This is a genomic window from Streptomyces specialis (assembly GCF_001493375.1).
GTDB lineage: Bacteria > Actinomycetota > Actinomycetes > Streptomycetales > Streptomycetaceae > Streptomyces > Streptomyces specialis.
Map to the genome: position 1 here is coordinate 1 of NZ_LN929771.1, position 16,344 is coordinate 16,344.

A 16,344-nucleotide genomic window follows, 5' to 3' on the forward strand; every position below is an offset into this window, starting at 1 on the left:
CGCGCAGCGCCTGCCCGGCAGCGGCCTGCCCGCCGACGGCCCGGTCGGCATCACCGGCTACTCGCAGGGCGGCGGCGCCTCCGCCGCCGCGGCCGAACTCGCCGCCACCTACGCCCCCGAGCTGGACCTGCGCGGCGCCTACGTCGGCGCCCCGCCCGCCGACCTCGCCGTCCTGGCCGAGAGCCTCGACGGCAGCTACACGGCCGGCTTCCTCGCCTTCGCCCTCGTCGGCCTGGACACCGCCTACCCCCAGCTCGACATCCCGGGCCTGGCCAACGCGCAGGGCAAGCAGCTCTTCGCCGAGGCGAGCACCGTCTGCGCCGGGGACGCGATCTTCCGCTACGCGTTCCGCCGCACCAGCTCGCTCACCGCGGACGGCCGCCCGGTCGCCGACTACACCGACGAGGAGCCGTTCCTCTCCGTCCTGGAGGGCGCCCGCATCGGGAACGTCGCCCCCGACGTCCCCACTCTCGTCGAGCACGCCCCCGGCGACGACGTCGTGCCCTACGAGCAGGGTCGGCAGATGGCCAGGGACTGGTGCGAGGGCGGCGCCACCGTGCAGTTCAACAACCTGAGCGCGTTCCTGCCGATCTTCCAGCACCTGCTGGCGGCCCTCAACACCTCGCAAAGCTCCGCCGAATGGCTCACCGACCGCTTCAACGGCGAGCCCGCGCCCAGCAACTGCGGCAGCTTCTGACCCACCCGGGGCCCGGGGACGGGCGCCTCCCCGGGCCGTCCTAGGCTCGGGGCATGCGCCCGCTCGTCCTGCTCCTCGTCTGCGCGCTGCTGACCGGCGGCTGCGCCGGAAACGGCCCCGCCGGACCGGCGGGGGAGGAGGACACCTGGTGGCAGCCCGGGCCCGGGGAGTTCGCCGACTGGGACTGGCAGATCGGCGAGCCCTACGACCTGTCCGCGCCGCGCCGCATGTACGACCTCGACCTGTTCGACCTGGCGCCCGCCGGGTCGGAACTGCGTTACCCGGACGGCGAGGTGATCCCCGTCCCGGCCGGCCCCCTGGCCGGCGCCGTGGACGAACTGCACGCCCGCGAGCCGCGGCCCGTCGTCATCTGCTACCTGGACACCGGCGCCTGGGAGAGCTACCGCCCCGACGCCCACCTGTTCCCCGGTCACCACGCCGACGCCGCCGACGTGCCCGACCGGCCCGCGCCGCCAGAACCGGGCTCCGTCATCGGCTGGGACACCGGCTGGGACGGCGAACGCTGGCTCGACATCCGCGAGGAGTCGCGCGACGCGTTCGCCCCCCTGATCTGGGCCCGCCTCGACCTGGCCGCCCGCATGGGCTGCGACGGCGTCGAACCGGACCAGAACAACCCCCTGGGCAACGACCCCGGTTTCCCCGTCACCCTCGACGACCAGCACTCCTGGTACCGGGAGGTCGCCGACCAGGCCCACGCGCGCGGACTGTCCGTCGGCATGAAGAACGGCCACGACCAGCCCGGCTCCGCCGAGGTCCTCGCCGACGCCTTCGACTGGGCGCTCCCCGAGGAGTGCGCCCAGTTCGACGAGTGCGCCGAACTGCGCGCGTTCACCGACCGCGGCAAGGCGGTCTTCGCCGTCGACTACGCCGGCTCCGTCGACCCCTCGGCGGCGTGCCGCGCGCACCGCGCCGAGGGGCTGGACGGCCTGATCAAGGACGAGCCGCCGTCCGGGGCCCACCGGACGCCGTGCGCCGCACCGCGATGATGCCGTCCGTCAGGACACCCGGCCGGCCGTCCGGGCCGGTGGCCCGCCGCTCCGCGGTCTCCAGCCGCTCCGTGCGCCACTCGCCGGTGCGCAGGCCGAGGCCGGCCAGCACCTCCTCCGGGGCGTCGAAGTGGATGTCCGGGAGCGGTTCCTCCGCCCACGACGGGAACCCCGAGTGGTCGACGATCAGCAGCAGCCCGCCGGGCGCCACCGCGCCGGCCGCCGCCCGCAGGATCCGCTCGCGGGGGAAGTCCAGCGGGGCGTGCAGATACTGCGCGGACACCAGATCGAACGCACCGGCCGGGAACGTCCGCGTCAGATCGTGCCGCTGGAAGTCGATCCGGTCCGCCACCCCCGCCTCGGCGGCGGCGACCGACGCCCGGCCGAGCGCGGTGCCCGACACGTCGGCGGCCGTGACCCGCCAGCCCAGCTCCGCCAGCCACACCGCGTCGGCGCCCTCACCGCAGCCGAGATCCAGCGCCGACCCGACCGGGAGCGCGCCGGCGACCTCGACCAGGATCGCGTTGGGCCGCCCGCTCCACACGCGGTCCTTCGCGGTGTAGTGCGCCTCCCAGAACTTCTCCATCTCGTTCCCGGCCGGCTCCGCGCCCTCCGGCCCGGGTGTCCGTTCCCCGTGCTCCCGCGTCCGGTCCATCCGTCCCGCCCCTTCCGTCAGTGCCGTGTCACTCGTCACCGGTCGTGCCCCCGCCCGGGACCCGCGGCTCCCGCCCGGGCCGGGAACGGCCCGTCCGCCTTCCCGCCCCGCGCGCGGCGGACGGCCACCGCGCGGGCGGTGTCCTCCGCGACGAGGTCGGCGTTGATCGCCGTGGCGGCCATGAACCCGGCGGCGGCGGCACCGATGACCCCGGCCGCCAGGTCGGTGGCGTTGCCCGCCACCCACACCCCGGGAACGTCCGTGGCGCCGGCCGGGCCGGTGGCCGGCACCGCGCGGCCCATCACGTGCTCCCCGGCGCGCTGCTCGGCCGCCGCCAGCCCCAGCGAGGACGCCACCTCCGTCCGCGCGACGAGGTCCGGCGCGACGGCCACCGCCCCGCACGCGACGACCCGGTCCGGGCCCAGCCGCAGCCCGGTGAGCCGGTCACCGGTCACCTCGACCCCGGTCACCTCGCCCTCCACCACGGCGATGCCGCGCGCGGCGAGCCGCTCGCGCTGCTCCGCGGACAGCGCCGGAGCGGTGTGCAGGAACAGCGTCACGTCGGCGCTCCACTGCCGCAGCAGCAGCGCCTGGTCCACCCCCTTCGGCCCGGTGGCCAGCACGCCGATCGGCCGGTCGCGGACCTCCCAGCCATGGCAGTACGGGCAGTGCAGCACCTCACGCCCCCAGCGCTCCGCCAGCCCCGGCACGTCCGGCAGTTCGTCGGTCAAACCGGTCGCCACCAGCAGCCGCCGCGCCACCACCTCGGTCCCGTCGGCGAGCGTCACCCCGAAGCCCCGCGCGGTCTCGCAGCTCCCCGGCAGCGGCCGGGCCGCCACGACCCGCCCGTCGATCACGGTCCCGCCGTACGCGGTGACCTCCGCCCGCCCGGCGGCCATCAGCTCGGCCGGGGCGACGCCCTCGCGGCCCAGGTAGCCGTGCACCCCGTGCGCCGGGGCGTTGCGCGGCTCGCCCGCGTCGACCACCAGCACCGAGCGCCGCGCCCGCGCCAGGGTCAGCGCCCCGCTGAGCCCCGCCGCGCCGCCGCCGATGACCACCACGTCCCAGGACCGCTCCGCGCCGGGGGCGTTCCCCGACGGCGGAACGCCATCGTTCTGTGTCGTCATGTCGTGTCCCTCCAATCACCGGAGATCGTGTGCCCCCACCCCCGGGCTTGACAAACTTTCTTGCCGGAGTAGCAAATAAGATCATGACTGACGACGACGACCTCACCGGCGTGCTGGGTGCCGTGGGCCCCCGGCTGCGGGCCCTGCGGCGGGAGCGCGGCGCCACCCTCACCGAGCTGAGCGAAGCCACCGGCATCTCCGTGAGCACCCTCTCGCGCCTGGAGTCGGGGCAGCGCCGACCGACCCTCGAACTGCTGCTGCCCCTGGCCAGGACGCACGGCGTGCCCCTGGACGAGCTGGTCGGCGCGCCGCAGACCGGCGACCCCCGCGTCCACCCCCGCCCGTTCACCCGGCACGGCCAGACCTATGTGCCGCTCACCCGCTACCTGGGCGGCCTCCAGGCGTACAAGCAGATCCTCCCCGCGCGCCAGGCGCAGGCGGTGCGGCCCGAGCAGCGCACCCACGAGGGCTACGAGTGGCTGTACGTGCTGTCCGGCCGGCTCTGGCTGGCCCTCGGGGACCGGGACATCATCCTCACCTCGGGCGAGGCCGCCGAGTTCGACACCCGCACCCCGCACGGCTTCGGCAGCGCGGACACCCGGCCGGTGGAGTTCCTCAGCCTCTTCGGCCCCCAGGGCGAACGCATGCACGTCCGCGCCCGCCCCGCCACCAGGTGAGACCCGGGGGCGCATCAACCGGCCGACCGGTTCCCCCGTACGGTTCACCGCCCGCCCGCGGGTCACCGCCGGTCGCCGTGCTCCCGGCCCGCCACCGACCGCCAGAAGGCGCGCAGGGCACCGGCCAGTTCCTCCGGCGCCTCCTCCGCCATGTGGTGGCCGGACGCGACGGGCCCGCCGCTCAGCGGCCCGCCGGCCCACTCCCGCCACACGGCCAGGACGTCGCCGTACAGCGCGGGCATGTCGTCCCGCGTCGCCCACAGCACCTGCACCGGGCACGCGACGCGGCGGCCGGCGCGCCGGTCGGCCTCGTCGTGCTCCCGGTCCACACCCAGCCCGGCTCGGTAGTCCTCGCACATCGCGTGCACGGTGGCCGGATCGTGGATCGCGCGGCGGTAGTCCCGGAACGCCTCCTCGCCCATCCGCGCCGGATCGCCCCCGTACCAGGCGTCGGGGTCGGCGTCGATGACGCGCTCGGCCGGCTTGTCCGTCTGCCCCAGGAAGAACCAGTGCCACCAGCTCGCCGCGAACCCCGCGTCGCACCGCCGCAGCGCCTCGCCGATCGGCACCGCGTCCAGCACGGACAGCGCGGTCACCGCGCCCGGATGGTCCAGCGCCAGCCGCGTCGCCACATAGGCGCCCCGGTCGTGCCCCACCACCGCGAACCGCTCGTGGCCCAGACCGCGCATCAGCGCCAGGCAGTCACGGGCCATCGCCCGTTTCGCGTACGGGCGGTGCTCCGCGTCGGTCGGCGGCTTGGCGGACCGCCCGTAGCCGCGCAGGTCCGGGCAGACGACGGTGTGCCCGGCGGCGGCAAGAAGCGGCGCGACGCGGTGCCAGGTGGCGTGCGTCCGGGGATGCCCGTGCAGCAGCAGCACCGGCGGCCCCGCGCCGCCGTGCCGCACGCGCAGCCTCCCCCCGTCGCCCTCCGCGTCGGTCAGCGCGAAACCCTCGAACACGCCGGTCCCCTCTCTGCTCGTCTCTGCTCGCCTCGCGTCGCGCCCTTCCCGCCTCCCCGGCCGTCCATGGGCCGGCCGTCCCCCCCGGGTGTCCCGCTCCGGGCCCGCCATGCCGGGCGGCGGCTGACGGGCCGTCGGGTTTCGACCGCCCGGGGCGGGTTACCCCCACACCCCTGGAGGTGGTTCGGACATGGGACGCGAGCAGACGATGGACCACACGCGGGTGCCCGTTCTGGAAGCACTGGAGGCGTTCCGGCGGCGCGGGGACGTGGTGTACGGACCGCCCGGCCACAAGCAGGGCCGCGGCGTGGACCCCCGGGGCCTGGAGATCCTCGGCGAGGGCGTGTTCCGCTCCGACGTCCTGTCCCTCAACGGGCTCGACGACCGCCGCGAGTCCCAGGGCGTGCTCAGCCGCGCCGAGGAACTGATGGCCGACGCGGTCCGCGCCGACCACGCGTTCTTCTCGACGTGCGGCAGCTCCCTGTCGGTGAAGACCGCCATGCTGGCCGTCGCCGGGCCGGGGGAGAAGCTGCTGATCTCGCGCAACGCCCACAAGTCCGTCATCGCCGGGGTGATCGTCAGCGGCGTCGAGCCCGTGTGGGTGCACCCGCGCTTCGACGCCGGCCTGCACCTCGCCCACCCGCCGTCCCCCGACGACGTGCGCCGCGCGTTCGAGCAACACCCCGACGCCAAGGGCATGCTGCTGATCCCCCCCACCAACTGGGGCACCTGCGCCGACATCGAGGGCGTCGCCGACGTCTGCCACGCGCACGACGCGGCGCTCATCGTGGACGAGGCGTGGGGCGCGCACCTGCCGTTCCACTCCGGGCTGCCCGCCTGGGGCATGGACGCCGGGGCGGACATCGTGGTCACCAGCGTCCACAAGATGGGCGGCGCGATCGAGCAGAGTTCCGTCTTCCACCTGCGCGGCGACCGCGTCTCCCCGCAGGTCCTCAAGCAGCGCGAGGACCTGCTCGGCACCACCAGCTCCTCCTCCCTCGTCTACGCCTCCCTCGACGGCTGGCGCCGCCAGATGGTCGAGCACGGCCACGACCTGCTCGAAGGGGCGCTGCGCCGCTCGGGCCGCGTCCGCGAGGCGCTCGCCGCCGTTCCCGGCCTGTGGGTGCTGGACGACGAGATGACCGGACCGGACGCCGCGCACGACCTCGACCCGCTGCGGGTCGTCGTCGACGTCCGCCGCCTGGGCATCCACGGCATGCAGGCCGCCGAATGGCTGCGCGACCGCTGCCACGTCGACATCGGCGTTGCGGACACCTACCGGATCAGCGGCCAGTTCACCCACGCGGACGACGACCGCACCGAGCGCCTCTTCGTCGACTCCCTGCGCCGGCTGGCCGAGGAGGCCGACACCATCGAACGGCCCCCGGCCGTGCACCAGCCCGAGCCGCGCGCCTTCGAACTGGAGCAGGCGGTCCGGCCGCGCGACGCGTTCTTCGGACCGGCCGAACAGGTCCCCGCCGAGAAGGTGGTCGGGCGGATCGCCGCCGAGATGATCAGCCCCTACCCGCCGGGCGTGCCGGTCATCGCGCCCGGCGAGGTGATCACCGCCGAGATCGTGGACTACCTGCGCACCGGCGCCGCCGCGGGCATGCTGATCCCCGACGCGGCCGACCCCACGATGGACTCCTTCCGGGTGACGGCCGACTGACCCCCCGGCCCGGGGCGCGGCATGATGGGGAACGGCGCGCCGTACCCGACGGCGCCGGGGAGGTGACCGGATGACCGGGCGGCCGGTGGCGGTGTTCGACCTGGACGGCACCCTCGCCGACGTGCGGCACCGGCTGCGCCACCTGCGCCGCCGCCCCCCGGACTGGGACGCCTTCTTCGCCGCCGCCCCCGACGACCCGCCGCTGGCCGAGGGCGTCGCGCTGGCCCTGGAGCACGCGGCCACCAGCGACCTCGCGTACGTGACCGGGCGGCCCGCGCGCTGCCGCCGCGACACCGCGACCTGGCCGACGCGCCACGGCCTGCCCGCGGGCGCGCTGCTGATGCGCGCCGACGGCGACCGCCGCCCGGCCCGGATCGCCAAACCCCGCCTGCTGGCCCGGCTGGCCCGCGACCGCGCCGTGAGCGTCGTCGTGGACGACGACCAGCGGGTGTGCGACGCCTACGAGGACGCGGGCTTCCACGTGGTGCGCGCCACCTGGATGACGGCCCCCACGCTCCTGGAACGCGCCCAGGAGGAACAGGGCCGCACCTGAGCGCCTATGGAGGCGCCCGGACCCGGGCACGGGCCGACGACAGCGTCGAACCGCCCCCGAACGGCGCGCGTCGACGCCCCGGACGGCCAGCCGTTTCCGGGCACGCCGGGCGAGCGGCCCGGCCGGGTCCGCGCTCGTTCGGCGCGGCCCCCGCACCGGTCCGCCCGCGCCGGGTCGCGCGGGCGTCGTCCGGGCCACGGGTGCGTTGGCATCCTCTGCCACCCCGCGGTTCCCGGGCGGTGTCGGGGGGCGTTCAGCCGTTCCCGCACCGTAGTTCCCGCACCGTCTTGCGACGGCCGCGCGATACGCGGTCGCCGGCCACCCGGCTGCCTTCCGGGCCACGGGTGTGGCGGTGCCCCGGGCCGCCCCGCCGTATCCGGTTGCTGCGGGGGAGCGGTTCGACCGGGCCACGCTCGCCGGCGGGGGCCCGCCCCGGGCCGTCCGCCGCGGGCGCGCGGGCGTCGTCCGGGTCACGGATGTGGCGGCGCCCGGGGCCGCTCCACGGTTCGGGTGGGGCGTTCGGTGGTTCTCGCGCCGGTTTGTTCGGCGGCGATCGTGCGACGCGCGGTCGTCGTTCCCGCACGGTCACGCGGGGCCGCGACGGCGTCGGGTTCCCCGCGCGGCTGGCCCCACAGCCCCGCCGCGGTCCGGGGACACGTGCCCGTTCCGGCCCGGGCCTGGCCGGGGCCGCCGCGTAGCGTGAGGGCCGACGACCCACGGGAGGGACCACAGATGACGTATCCGCAGGCGCGCTACACCGGGGAATCGGGCGAGGTCAACGCCGTGCTCCGACCGGCCGGTACGGAGGCGGACCTGACCGCGCCCTCCGGCACCCGCACCCACTACCTGGCCACCCACGCCTCCACCGGCGGTGAATTCGGCCTCTACCGGGTGGACATGGCGCCCCGGGCGCCCGGGCCGACCAGTCACTTCCACCGGTCCATCTCCGAATCGTTCTTCGTGCTGTCCGGCGAAGTCGCCCTCTACAACGGCGAGCGCTGGGTCACCGGCCGCGAGGGCGACTTCCTCTACGTCCCGGTGGGCGGCCTCCACGGCTTCCGGAACGACTCCGACGACGCGGCGTCGTTGCTGCTGCTGTTCGCGCCGGGCGCGCCGCGCGAGGCGTACTTCGAGCGCGTCGCGGAGATGGCCCGGCGCGGCGGGCAGGAGTTCGCCGACTTCCTGGTCGAGCACGACACGTTCTTCGTCGACGAGGACGGCGGCCCGAACCGGGCCTGACCATCCGGTGACGATCGGATGTTGATCGTTCGTTCATGACCCGCCGCCAGAGTGGGGGAGTGCGGTCGGGCCGACGACGGGGGACGCGGCAACGGGGACCGGCCGCCACCCCGGTGTCCGGGGGCTCAGGGCCCCCTTCGCCCGCCCCGGGCGCCGGGCTGTGACCGGGACCACATACAAGCAGGCTTGCTTGCTTGTATGTGGCGCTCTTACCGTCGTGGCGTGACCGTGAGCAGCCATCAGCACCACGCCCGGACCTCCGGCCCCGCCGTCCGCCGCACCCAGGACGAGCGGCGGTCGCGCACCCGGGGGCGGCTGCTCGACGCCACCATGGACTGCCTCGCCGACCTGGGCTGGGCGGGCACCTCGACCACCGAGGTGGCACGCCGCGCCGGTGTCTCGCGCGGGGCTCAGCAGCACCACTACCCGACGAAGATGGCGCTGGTCGCCGCCGCCCTCGAACACCTGCTGGCGGCCCAACGCCTCGCCTACGAGGCGGCGTTCGCCGAACTGCCCCCCGACCGCCACAACGTCGAGGGCGCGCTCGACCTGCTCTGGGAGGTCTTCCGCAGCCGCCCGGCCAGGGCGCTGCTCGAACTGGCGATGGCCGCCCGCACCGACGAGGAACTGCGCGGCCTGTGCCGGGATCTCAACGAGCGGATCCTGGACACGATGCTCGCGACCTTCGAGCGGCTCTTTCCCCGTAACCCCCTGCACCGCGAGATCCTGCCGACGCTGCTGCGCAGCCTGTTCGCGCTGTACGTCGGCCTCTCCGTGCAGAACGCCCTCGACGACGACGCCGAGGGCCACCACGCGGAAGTGCTCGGCCAGGTCAAGAACTTCGCCCGCCTCCTGGTCCCCGACGCACCCGACGCACCCGACACACCCGGCACACCCGGCACCTCCGACGACGCACCGACCGACCCCGACGCATCCGACCGAACGAGCGCAAGGGAGCGCCCGAGATGACCAAACCCCCCACGGACCTGGCCGAGGAACTGCGCGCGCAGGTCAAGGACCGCACGGCCTACCTGGGTGTCATCGACCGCCTCAACAAGGCGTCGGTGGACAAGCACTGGGAGGCGTACGCCGACATCCCCTGGGACGACCCCGACTTCCAGGTCGACAAGAACGACCCCCGCTGGATCCTCCCGCCGGTCGACCGGCTCGGCGAGACCGAGTGGTACCGGTCCCAACCGCCGGAGATACAGGCCCAGATAGGGCTCTTCCGGGTGGCCACGGCCATGAAGATCGGCCTCCAGTTCGAGAACCTGCTGAAGCGGGGCCTGCTCAACTACGCCTACCGGCTGCCCAACGGCCGGCCCGAATTCCGGTACGTCTACCACGAGACGACCGAGGAATGTCATCACGGCATGATGTTCCAGGAGTTCGTCAACCGCAGCACCCTCCCCATCCGCGGCATGCCCCGGGCGCTGAGCGCGATCGCCCAGATCACCCCGCTGATCCCGCTGATCAACACCGAGCTGTTCTTCGTCTTCGTGCTCGGCGGCGAGGACCCCATCGACTACGTCCAGCGCAAGACCCTCAAGGGCGGGCACATCAAGCACCCGCTGGAGGAGACCATCATGCGCATCCACATCGCGGAGGAGGCCCGGCACATCTCCTTCGCGCGGCACTACCTCAAGCACCGGGTGCCCGGCATGCCCCGGCTCAGGCGCCGCATCCTCGGCCTGGCGACGCCCGCCATCCTCGGGGTCATGGCCCGGATCATGCTCTCCCCGCCCGGCCCGATGGTCCGCCACTTCAACATCCCCGCCGACGTCGTCCGCGAGGCGTACAAGAGCGAGGCCGCACAGGACGAGATCCGCGCCTCGGTCGGCAAGATCCGCGACCTGATGGCCGAACTGGGAGTCGTCACGCCCGTCAACCGGCGGATCTGGCAGGCGTTCGGCATCTGGGACGAGCCCCGCGGCAAGAAAGCCGCCGCGGCGGCCTGACCCGCACACGCCCCGGCCCGGGGCCGGCCGACCAGGCCGCACCCCGGGCCGGCGGACGGCCGGTGACCCGTTTCACCCGTCGTCCTCGCCGAACCAGAACAGCACCAGCAGCGCCAGCACGCCCACCACCCCCGCGACGACCCGGAAGCCGGCGCCCATCGCGTCCGTGAACGCGCCGATCACCTCGGCCCGGGCCTGCGGCCCGAACTCCCGCGCGGCGGCCAGCGCCTGCCCGGCCGACCCGTCGGGCACGCCCGGCGGCAGCGACGCGTCGAACCGCCCGGCCAGCACCGTGCCCATCACCGCCACGCCCAGGGCGCTGCCGATCTCCCGGGCCGCGCCGTTCAGGCCCGAGCCCAGCCCCGCCCGGGCGTGCGGCAGCGCCCCCACGATCGCGCCGGACAGCGCGGGCATCGACAGCCCCATGCCGAGGGCCATCACCAGCAGCACCCCGGCGTACAGCACGTACGGGGTGTCCGCGTCGGCCAGCGACAGCAGCGCCAGCCCGACCGCCAGGACGACCAGCCCGATCCCGACCATGCGCCGGGTGCCGTACCGGGCCACCAGACCCACCCCGCGCCGGGCCACGACCAGCATGCCCAGCGCCAGCGGCCCGACCGCCAGCCCGGTCACCACCGGCGAGTAGCCCTTGGCGTACTGCAGATACTGCGCGTTGACGAAAAACAGCGCGAACAGCCCGAAGAACGTGACCATCAGGCCCAGCACCCCGGCCCGCAGCCGCCGCACGGCGAACACCCGGGGGTCGAACAGCGGTTGCGCGGCCCGCAGCGCGTGCACGGTGAACGCGGCCAGCAGCAGCGCCGCCGCGCCGAAGGCGCCCAGCACGGCGGGGGAGCCCCAGCCGCGTCCCGGGCCCTCGATGACGCCGTAGAGCAGCGCCATGAACGCCAGGACGAACAGCGCGGTCCCGACCGGGTCCGCGTGCGCGGGGTGCCGTTCGCCCCTCGGCGCCAGCCACGCGGTCAGCGCCAGCAGCGCCAGCGTCAGCGGCACCACCGACCAGAACAGCCCGCGCCACGACAGGTACTCCATGGCCAGCCCGCCGCCGATGTTGCCCAGCGCCCCGGCCGCGCCCGAGGCGGCCGTCCACAACGCGATGGCGTGCGCCCGGCGTTCCGGCGCGGCGGCCTGGAGCGTGAGGGACAGGGTGGCGGGCATGATCAGCGCGGCCCCCACTCCGGTGACCGCGCGGGCGGCGATCAGCACGGTCGTGCCGGGGGCCAGCGCGGACAGCGCGCAGCCCGCCGCGAAGACGGCCAGGCCGGTGATCAGCGCGCCCTTGCGGCCGAGCCGGTCGCCGAGCGCGCCGGCCGGTATCAGCAGGCACGCGAAGACGATGACGTAGGCGTCGACGATCCACAGCAGTTCGCCGGACGAGGGCTTCAGGGAACTGCCCGCGAGTTGCGGGACGGCCAGGTTGACGGCGGCGACGAGCGCGACGCACAGCACGACGCAGGCGGACATCAGGGCCGGGACGGCGCGGGTCCGGCCCGCCGGGGGACGCGGCGGCGCGGGCGCCGCCGGGGAGGCGGTGACGGTCATGACAGGGCACCTCGCAGAGGGGAGAGGGAGATGAAGATGGCGGCGGCCGACCGTCTCCGATTACCGTAGGCACCCACTCACATGACTTCAAATGCAACTTCCGGAAGGGGAGAGTGCGTCCCATGCACTCCAAGCTGGATCTCAACCTGGTCATCGCCCTCGACGCCCTGCTGGAGGAGGAGAGCGTCGGCGGCGCCGCCGACCGGCTGCACCTGTCCAGCCCCGCCATGAGCCGCACCCTGGCCCGCATCCGGCGCGCGCTCGGCGATCCCGTCCTGGTCCGCTCCGGCCGCCGCATGGTGCCCACCCCCCGGGCGCTGGCGCTGCGCGCGGACGTGCGGCGGCTGGTGGAGAGCGCCCAGGCGCTGTTCGCCCCGGTCGGCGAGCTGGATCCCACCACGCTGGAGCGGACGTTCACCCTGCTCGCCGACGACGCGCTGCTGACCGCGATCGGGATGCGCCTGCTGGCGCGGGTCCGCGCGGAGGCGCCCGGCGTCTCGCTGCGGCTCCTGCCGGAAGGGCCGGGCGACTCCCTGCTGCTGCGCGAGGGCACCGTCGACCTGGAGATCGGCGTGATCACCGACCACGCGCCCGAGACCCGCGTGGAACACCTGATCACCGACGACAACGTGGGCGTCGTCCGGCGCGGCCACCCGCTGCTCAGCGGCGCGATCACCCCCGAGCGCTACGCCGCGGCCGAGCACGTCACCGCGTCACGGCGCGGCCGGCTGCACGGCCCGATCGACGACCTGCTCGCCGAACGCGGCCTGCGCCGCCGGGTCGTGGCCTCCGTCCCGTCGTTCGCCGCGACCCTGCTGGTCGCCGCGGGTACCGACCTCGTCGGCCGCACCCCGCGCCACCTGGCCCGCACCCAGATCGAACGCCTCGGCCTGGCCACGTTCGACATCCCGCTGGACCTGCCCCGGCTGTCCGTCTCCCAGGCATGGCACCCCCGCAACGAGGCCGACCCCGCCCACCGCTGGCTGCGCGGCCGGATCCGGGACATCGCCGCCGAACTGGAAGCGGGCGTCACCCCGGACCCTCGCCGGTCACCGGGAACGGCGTGAACGTGCTGGAGTTCTCGTCCACCGCCAGCGTCCGGCCCAGCGGCGGCACCGCCCGCTGCGGGCACTCCAGCCGCTCGCACACCCGGCACCCCATCCCGATCGGGGTGGCGGCGGCCTCGTTGCCCAGGTCGAGACCGTCCGAGTACACCAGCCGGTGGGCGTGCCGGATCTCGCAGCCCAGCCCCACGGCGAACGTCCGGCTCGGCTCGCCCCAGCCGCCCCGGCGCCGGGCGACGGTGCGGGCCGTCCACAGGTAGCGCTGCCCGTCCGGCATCGCCGCCACCTGCACATGGACGCGGCCCGGCGCGGCGAACGCCTCGTAGACGTTCCACAGCGGGCAGGTGCCGCCGGCCCGCGAGAACGGGAAGCCGGTGGCGGACTGCCGCTTGGACATGTTGCCCGCCCGGTCCACGCGCACGAACGCGAACGGCACGCCCCGCAGCCGGGGCCGCTGGAGCGTGCTGAGCCGGTGGCAGACCGTCTCGTAGCCCACGCCGAACCGGTCGCCGAGCCGCTCGATGTCGTAGCGCAGATCCTCGGCGGCGGCGTGGAAATCCCGGTACGGCAGGATCAGCGCGGCGGCGAAGTAGTTGGCGATGCCGATGCGGGCCAGCGACCACGTGACGGAGCGCTCCTCGTACTCCCGCGACGCCAGCCGCGACAGCTCCTCGCCGTACTCCAGCAGCGCGAGCTGCGTCGCGATCCGGAACGCCCGCTGGCCGGGGCGCAGCCGGGACGACAGGTGCAGGACCCGCTCCGCCGGGTCGTAGCGGTGCGGCCGGTCACCCCCGGCGGTCAGCCGCACCCCGTGCCGCGCGGTGAGCCGCGCCGACAGGGCGCGCAGCACCTCCCCGGGCCGGACACCGATCGCCGCGGCCAGCTCCTCGGCGGCCGTGTCCGCCTCGTGCAGATAGTTCTGCCGCCGGTAGAAGAAGTCCCGGATCTCCTGGTGCGGTGAACGGGGGCCCGGCACCGTGGCGGCCCCGCGCGGCTCCGTGGCCTCCGCCAGACGCTCCGTCAGCGCCTGGTTGCGCCGCCCCAGCTCGATCAGCACCGCCGCGACCGCGGGCAGCCGCGACGCCAGGTCCGACAGATCGGCGCCCGACACCCGCCCGGCGGCCACCTCGTCGGCGAGCGTCTCCCGCAGGTCGGCCAGCGTCCGCGCGGTGTCCCGTTCCGAGAAGAACCCCGGATCCACCCCGAACGCCTCGGTCAGCCGCAGCAGCACCGACACCGTCAACGGGCGGGCGTCGTGCTCCATCTGGTTGAGGTAGCTCGGCGAGATCGCCAGCACCCGCGCCAGCTCCGCCTGCGACAGCCGCCGTTCCTCCCGCAGCCGCCGCAGCCTGGCACCCGCGTACGTCCTGCTCATCCGCGTCTCCCTCCGCCGCCGCCCAGGCTAGCGCCGAAACCGCCCCGGATCGCCTTCGCAACCTTGGCAGAACGGCGCGCGAAAGTTCGCAGAACTTGGCAACGGTCCACAGTTGATGGCACCCAGTGCCTCTGTCAGAGTCGAGACACGGCCCGCCGGAGCCCGGCGGCCGGAGCGGAGACCGGGGCACGATTCCCGCCCTGACGTCGGAGACCCCGGCACCATCCGTCCGGCCCCCGCCCGATATCCCGCCTCGCGCGCATCGAAGTGGCACGGCGGGCCGCCCCGGGGCACCCGATCACCCCGGCTTCGCACCCTTCACAGACACCCGCTCGCGAGCGCCCGCTCACGGGACCCCTGTCCCGACACACCCGCCTGGAGACCCGCATGGCACCGGAAACGACCCCAGCCGCCGAGGAACTGACCCGCCACTGGGCCACCGACCCGCGCTGGCACGGCATCGAGCGCACCTACACCGCCGACGACGTGCTCCGCCTGTCCGGCAGCGTCCGCGAGGAACACACCCTCGCCCGGCGCGGCGCCGAACGACTCTGGCGCGACCTGCGGGACCGCGACTACGTGCACGCCCTGGGCGCGCTGACCGGCGGCCAGGCCGTCCAGATGGTCAAAGCCGGACTCCGCGCCATCTACCTCTCCGGCTGGCAGGTCGCCGCCGACGCCAACCAGGCCGGCCACACCTACCCCGACCAGAGCCTCTACCCCGTCAACTCCGTCCCCGCGGTGGTCCGGCGCATCAACAACGCCCTGCTGCGCGCCGACCAGATCGCCACCGCCGAGGGCGGCACCGACACCACCGACTGGCTCGCCCCGATCGTCGCCGACGCCGAAGCCGGATTCGGCGGTCCCCTCAACGCCTTCGAGCTGACCAAGGCGCTGATCGAGGCCGGCGCCGCCGGCATCCACTACGAAGACCAGCTCGCCGCCGAGAAGAAGTGCGGACACCTCGGCGGAAAGGTTCTCGTCCCCACCTCCCAGCACATCCGCACCCTCAACGCCGCCCGGCTCGCCGCCGACATCGCGGGCGTGCCCACCGTCATCGTCGCCCGCACCGACGCCCTCGCCGCGACGCTGCTGACCAGCGACACCGACGAGCGCGACGCGCCGTTCTGCACCGGCGAACGCACCGCCGAGGGCTTCTACCGCGTGCGCGACGGCATGGCCCCCGTCATCGCCCGCGGCCTGGCCTACGCCCCCTACGCCGACCTGCTGTGGGTGGAGACCGGCACCCCCGACCTGGAGCAGGCCCGCGAGTTCGCCGAGGCCGTCCACGCCCGCCACCCCGACCAGATGCTCGCCTACAACTGCTCCCCGTCGTTCAACTGGAAGGCCGCCCTGGACGACGGGCAGATCGCCAAGTTCCAGCGGGAACTGGGCGCGATGGGCTACCGCTTCCAGTTCATCACCCTGGCCGGGTTCCACTCCCTCAACCACGCGATGTTCGACCTGGCGCGCGGCTATGCCGAGACCGGGATGACCGCCTATGTCGACCTCCAGGAACGGGAGTTCGCCGCCCAGGCCGACGGCTTCACCGCCGTGAGGCACCAGCGCGAGGTCGGCACCGGCTACTTCGACCTCGTCTCCACCGCCCTCAACCCCGCCTCGGAGACCACCGCGCTGCGCGGCTCCACCGAGGAGGAGCAGTTCCACTGACCGGCCGCGGCACCCGCCGCCCCCCCTGACCTGCCTCTTATACACACCCGACCCCGCCGCCGGAGCGGACACCGGCTTCCTCCGCGCTCCCGTCGCCCCGCTCATAAACGCCAAGACCACCGCCACGTAC

At 74.6% G+C, this 16,344-nt stretch carries 15 protein-coding genes; 10 read left to right on the forward strand and 5 right to left on the reverse strand.

Annotated features, from left to right (window positions below):
• Both BN2279_RS06475 and BN2279_RS06480 read left to right on the forward strand, forming a co-directional pair.
• Positions 1-697 (forward strand): lipase family protein (locus BN2279_RS06475; protein ID WP_234347512.1); only part of this gene is annotated, 697 nt, incomplete at its 5' end.
• A 53-nt stretch (positions 698-750) separates the two neighbouring features.
• Positions 751-1,704, forward strand: coding sequence for an endo alpha-1,4 polygalactosaminidase (locus BN2279_RS06480; protein WP_059007377.1), 954 nt, complete (start codon positions 751-753; stop codon positions 1,702-1,704).
• Here the strand turns inward: BN2279_RS06480 and BN2279_RS06485 are convergent.
• Positions 1,649-2,359: an SAM-dependent methyltransferase gene (locus BN2279_RS06485; RefSeq protein WP_079031917.1), complete on the reverse strand. Its 711-nt coding sequence runs from the start codon at positions 2,357-2,359 to the stop codon at positions 1,649-1,651. The genes BN2279_RS06480 and BN2279_RS06485 overlap by 56 nt on opposite strands.
• A 35-nt stretch (positions 2,360-2,394) precedes the next feature.
• On the reverse strand, positions 2,395-3,486 hold the full coding sequence (locus BN2279_RS06490; RefSeq protein ID WP_079031918.1) for an NAD(P)/FAD-dependent oxidoreductase: 1,092 nt from the start codon (positions 3,484-3,486) through the stop codon (positions 2,395-2,397).
• Positions 3,487-3,569: 83 nt separating this feature from the next.
• On the opposite strand from BN2279_RS06490, the gene BN2279_RS06495 reads away from it, so the two are divergent.
• Positions 3,570-4,163: a helix-turn-helix domain-containing protein gene (locus BN2279_RS06495; RefSeq protein WP_059007379.1), complete on the forward strand. Its 594-nt coding sequence runs from the start codon at positions 3,570-3,572 to the stop codon at positions 4,161-4,163.
• Between the two features lie 62 nt (positions 4,164-4,225).
• Here the strand turns inward: BN2279_RS06495 and BN2279_RS06500 are convergent, their stop codons facing one another.
• Positions 4,226-5,122 carry an alpha/beta fold hydrolase gene (locus BN2279_RS06500; RefSeq protein WP_059007381.1) on the reverse strand — a complete coding sequence of 299 codons (897 nt, stop codon included), beginning with the start codon at positions 5,120-5,122 and terminating at the stop codon, positions 4,226-4,228.
• A 208-nt stretch (positions 5,123-5,330) separates the two neighbouring features.
• Here BN2279_RS06500 and BN2279_RS06505 point away from each other — a divergent pair, with 208 nt between their 5' ends.
• From BN2279_RS06505 to BN2279_RS06525, 5 genes are all read left to right on the forward strand, one after another.
• Entirely contained in the window at positions 5,331-6,791 is a 1,461-nt protein-coding gene (locus BN2279_RS06505) for an aminotransferase class I/II-fold pyridoxal phosphate-dependent enzyme (RefSeq protein ID WP_059007399.1), read from the forward strand.
• Between the two features lie 70 nt (positions 6,792-6,861).
• A complete protein-coding gene (locus tag BN2279_RS06510; RefSeq protein WP_059007384.1) occupies positions 6,862-7,344 on the forward strand; it encodes a phosphatase domain-containing protein in 483 nt (160 codons plus the stop codon).
• 732 nt (positions 7,345-8,076) lie between these two features.
• On the forward strand, positions 8,077-8,583 hold the full coding sequence (locus tag BN2279_RS06515) for a cupin domain-containing protein (RefSeq protein ID WP_059007386.1): 507 nt from the start codon (positions 8,077-8,079) through the stop codon (positions 8,581-8,583).
• A 222-nt stretch (positions 8,584-8,805) separates the two neighbouring features.
• Complete coding sequence (locus BN2279_RS06520; protein WP_234347514.1) at positions 8,806-9,552, forward strand: TetR/AcrR family transcriptional regulator; 747 nt, start codon at positions 8,806-8,808, stop codon at positions 9,550-9,552.
• Positions 9,549-10,541 (forward strand): AurF N-oxygenase family protein, encoded by a 993-nt coding sequence (locus tag BN2279_RS06525; RefSeq protein WP_059007388.1) that lies wholly within the window; start codon positions 9,549-9,551, stop codon positions 10,539-10,541. The genes BN2279_RS06520 and BN2279_RS06525 overlap by 4 nt, the downstream gene beginning before the upstream one ends.
• A 72-nt stretch (positions 10,542-10,613) precedes the next feature.
• On the opposite strand, the gene BN2279_RS06530 is transcribed toward BN2279_RS06525, so the two are convergent.
• The gene (locus BN2279_RS06530) at positions 10,614-12,104 is read right to left on the reverse strand and encodes an MFS transporter (RefSeq protein WP_059007389.1); all 1,491 of its coding nucleotides are present in this window, start codon (positions 12,102-12,104) and stop codon (positions 10,614-10,616) included.
• Positions 12,105-12,226: 122 nt separating this feature from the next.
• Here BN2279_RS06530 and BN2279_RS06535 point away from each other — a divergent pair, with 122 nt between their 5' ends.
• Positions 12,227-13,171, forward strand: a complete 945-nt coding sequence (locus tag BN2279_RS06535) for a LysR family transcriptional regulator (RefSeq protein WP_059007391.1) — start codon at positions 12,227-12,229, stop codon at positions 13,169-13,171.
• On the opposite strand, the gene BN2279_RS06540 is transcribed toward BN2279_RS06535, so the two are convergent.
• Positions 13,134-14,543: a short-chain fatty acyl-CoA regulator family protein gene (locus tag BN2279_RS06540; protein ID WP_059007393.1), complete on the reverse strand. Its 1,410-nt coding sequence runs from the start codon at positions 14,541-14,543 to the stop codon at positions 13,134-13,136. The two genes, BN2279_RS06535 and BN2279_RS06540, sit on opposite strands and share 38 nt — an antisense overlap.
• 387 nt (positions 14,544-14,930) lie before the next feature.
• Between BN2279_RS06540 and aceA the strand changes: the two genes are divergently transcribed.
• Complete coding sequence (gene aceA, locus BN2279_RS06545) at positions 14,931-16,214, forward strand: isocitrate lyase (RefSeq protein WP_059007395.1); 1,284 nt, start codon at positions 14,931-14,933, stop codon at positions 16,212-16,214.
• The last annotated feature ends 130 nt before the right edge of the window (positions 16,215-16,344 follow it).

Excerpts from the sequence above, each read along its gene's own strand:
- BN2279_RS06480 (WP_059007377.1), top strand. The coding sequence starts at position 751 with ATGCGCCCGCTCGTCCTGCTCCTCGTCTGCGCGCTGCTGACCGGCGGC.
- BN2279_RS06525 (WP_059007388.1), top strand. The coding sequence starts at position 9,549 with ATGACCAAACCCCCCACGGACCTGGCCGAGGAACTGCGCGCGCAGGTC.
- BN2279_RS06505 (WP_059007399.1), top strand. The coding sequence starts at position 5,331 with ATGGACCACACGCGGGTGCCCGTTCTGGAAGCACTGGAGGCGTTCCGG.
- BN2279_RS06515 (WP_059007386.1), top strand. The coding sequence starts at position 8,077 with ATGACGTATCCGCAGGCGCGCTACACCGGGGAATCGGGCGAGGTCAAC.
- BN2279_RS06540 (WP_059007393.1), bottom strand. The coding sequence starts at position 14,543 with ATGAGCAGGACGTACGCGGGTGCCAGGCTGCGGCGGCTGCGGGAGGAA.
- BN2279_RS06490 (WP_079031918.1), bottom strand. The coding sequence starts at position 3,486 with ATGACGACACAGAACGATGGCGTTCCGCCGTCGGGGAACGCCCCCGGC.
- BN2279_RS06495 (WP_059007379.1), top strand. The coding sequence starts at position 3,570 with ATGACTGACGACGACGACCTCACCGGCGTGCTGGGTGCCGTGGGCCCC.
- BN2279_RS06485 (WP_079031917.1), bottom strand. The coding sequence starts at position 2,359 with ATGGACCGGACGCGGGAGCACGGGGAACGGACACCCGGGCCGGAGGGC.
- aceA (WP_059007395.1), top strand. The coding sequence starts at position 14,931 with ATGGCACCGGAAACGACCCCAGCCGCCGAGGAACTGACCCGCCACTGG.
- BN2279_RS06530 (WP_059007389.1), bottom strand. The coding sequence starts at position 12,104 with ATGACCGTCACCGCCTCCCCGGCGGCGCCCGCGCCGCCGCGTCCCCCG.
- BN2279_RS06535 (WP_059007391.1), top strand. The coding sequence starts at position 12,227 with ATGCACTCCAAGCTGGATCTCAACCTGGTCATCGCCCTCGACGCCCTG.
- BN2279_RS06510 (WP_059007384.1), top strand. The coding sequence starts at position 6,862 with ATGACCGGGCGGCCGGTGGCGGTGTTCGACCTGGACGGCACCCTCGCC.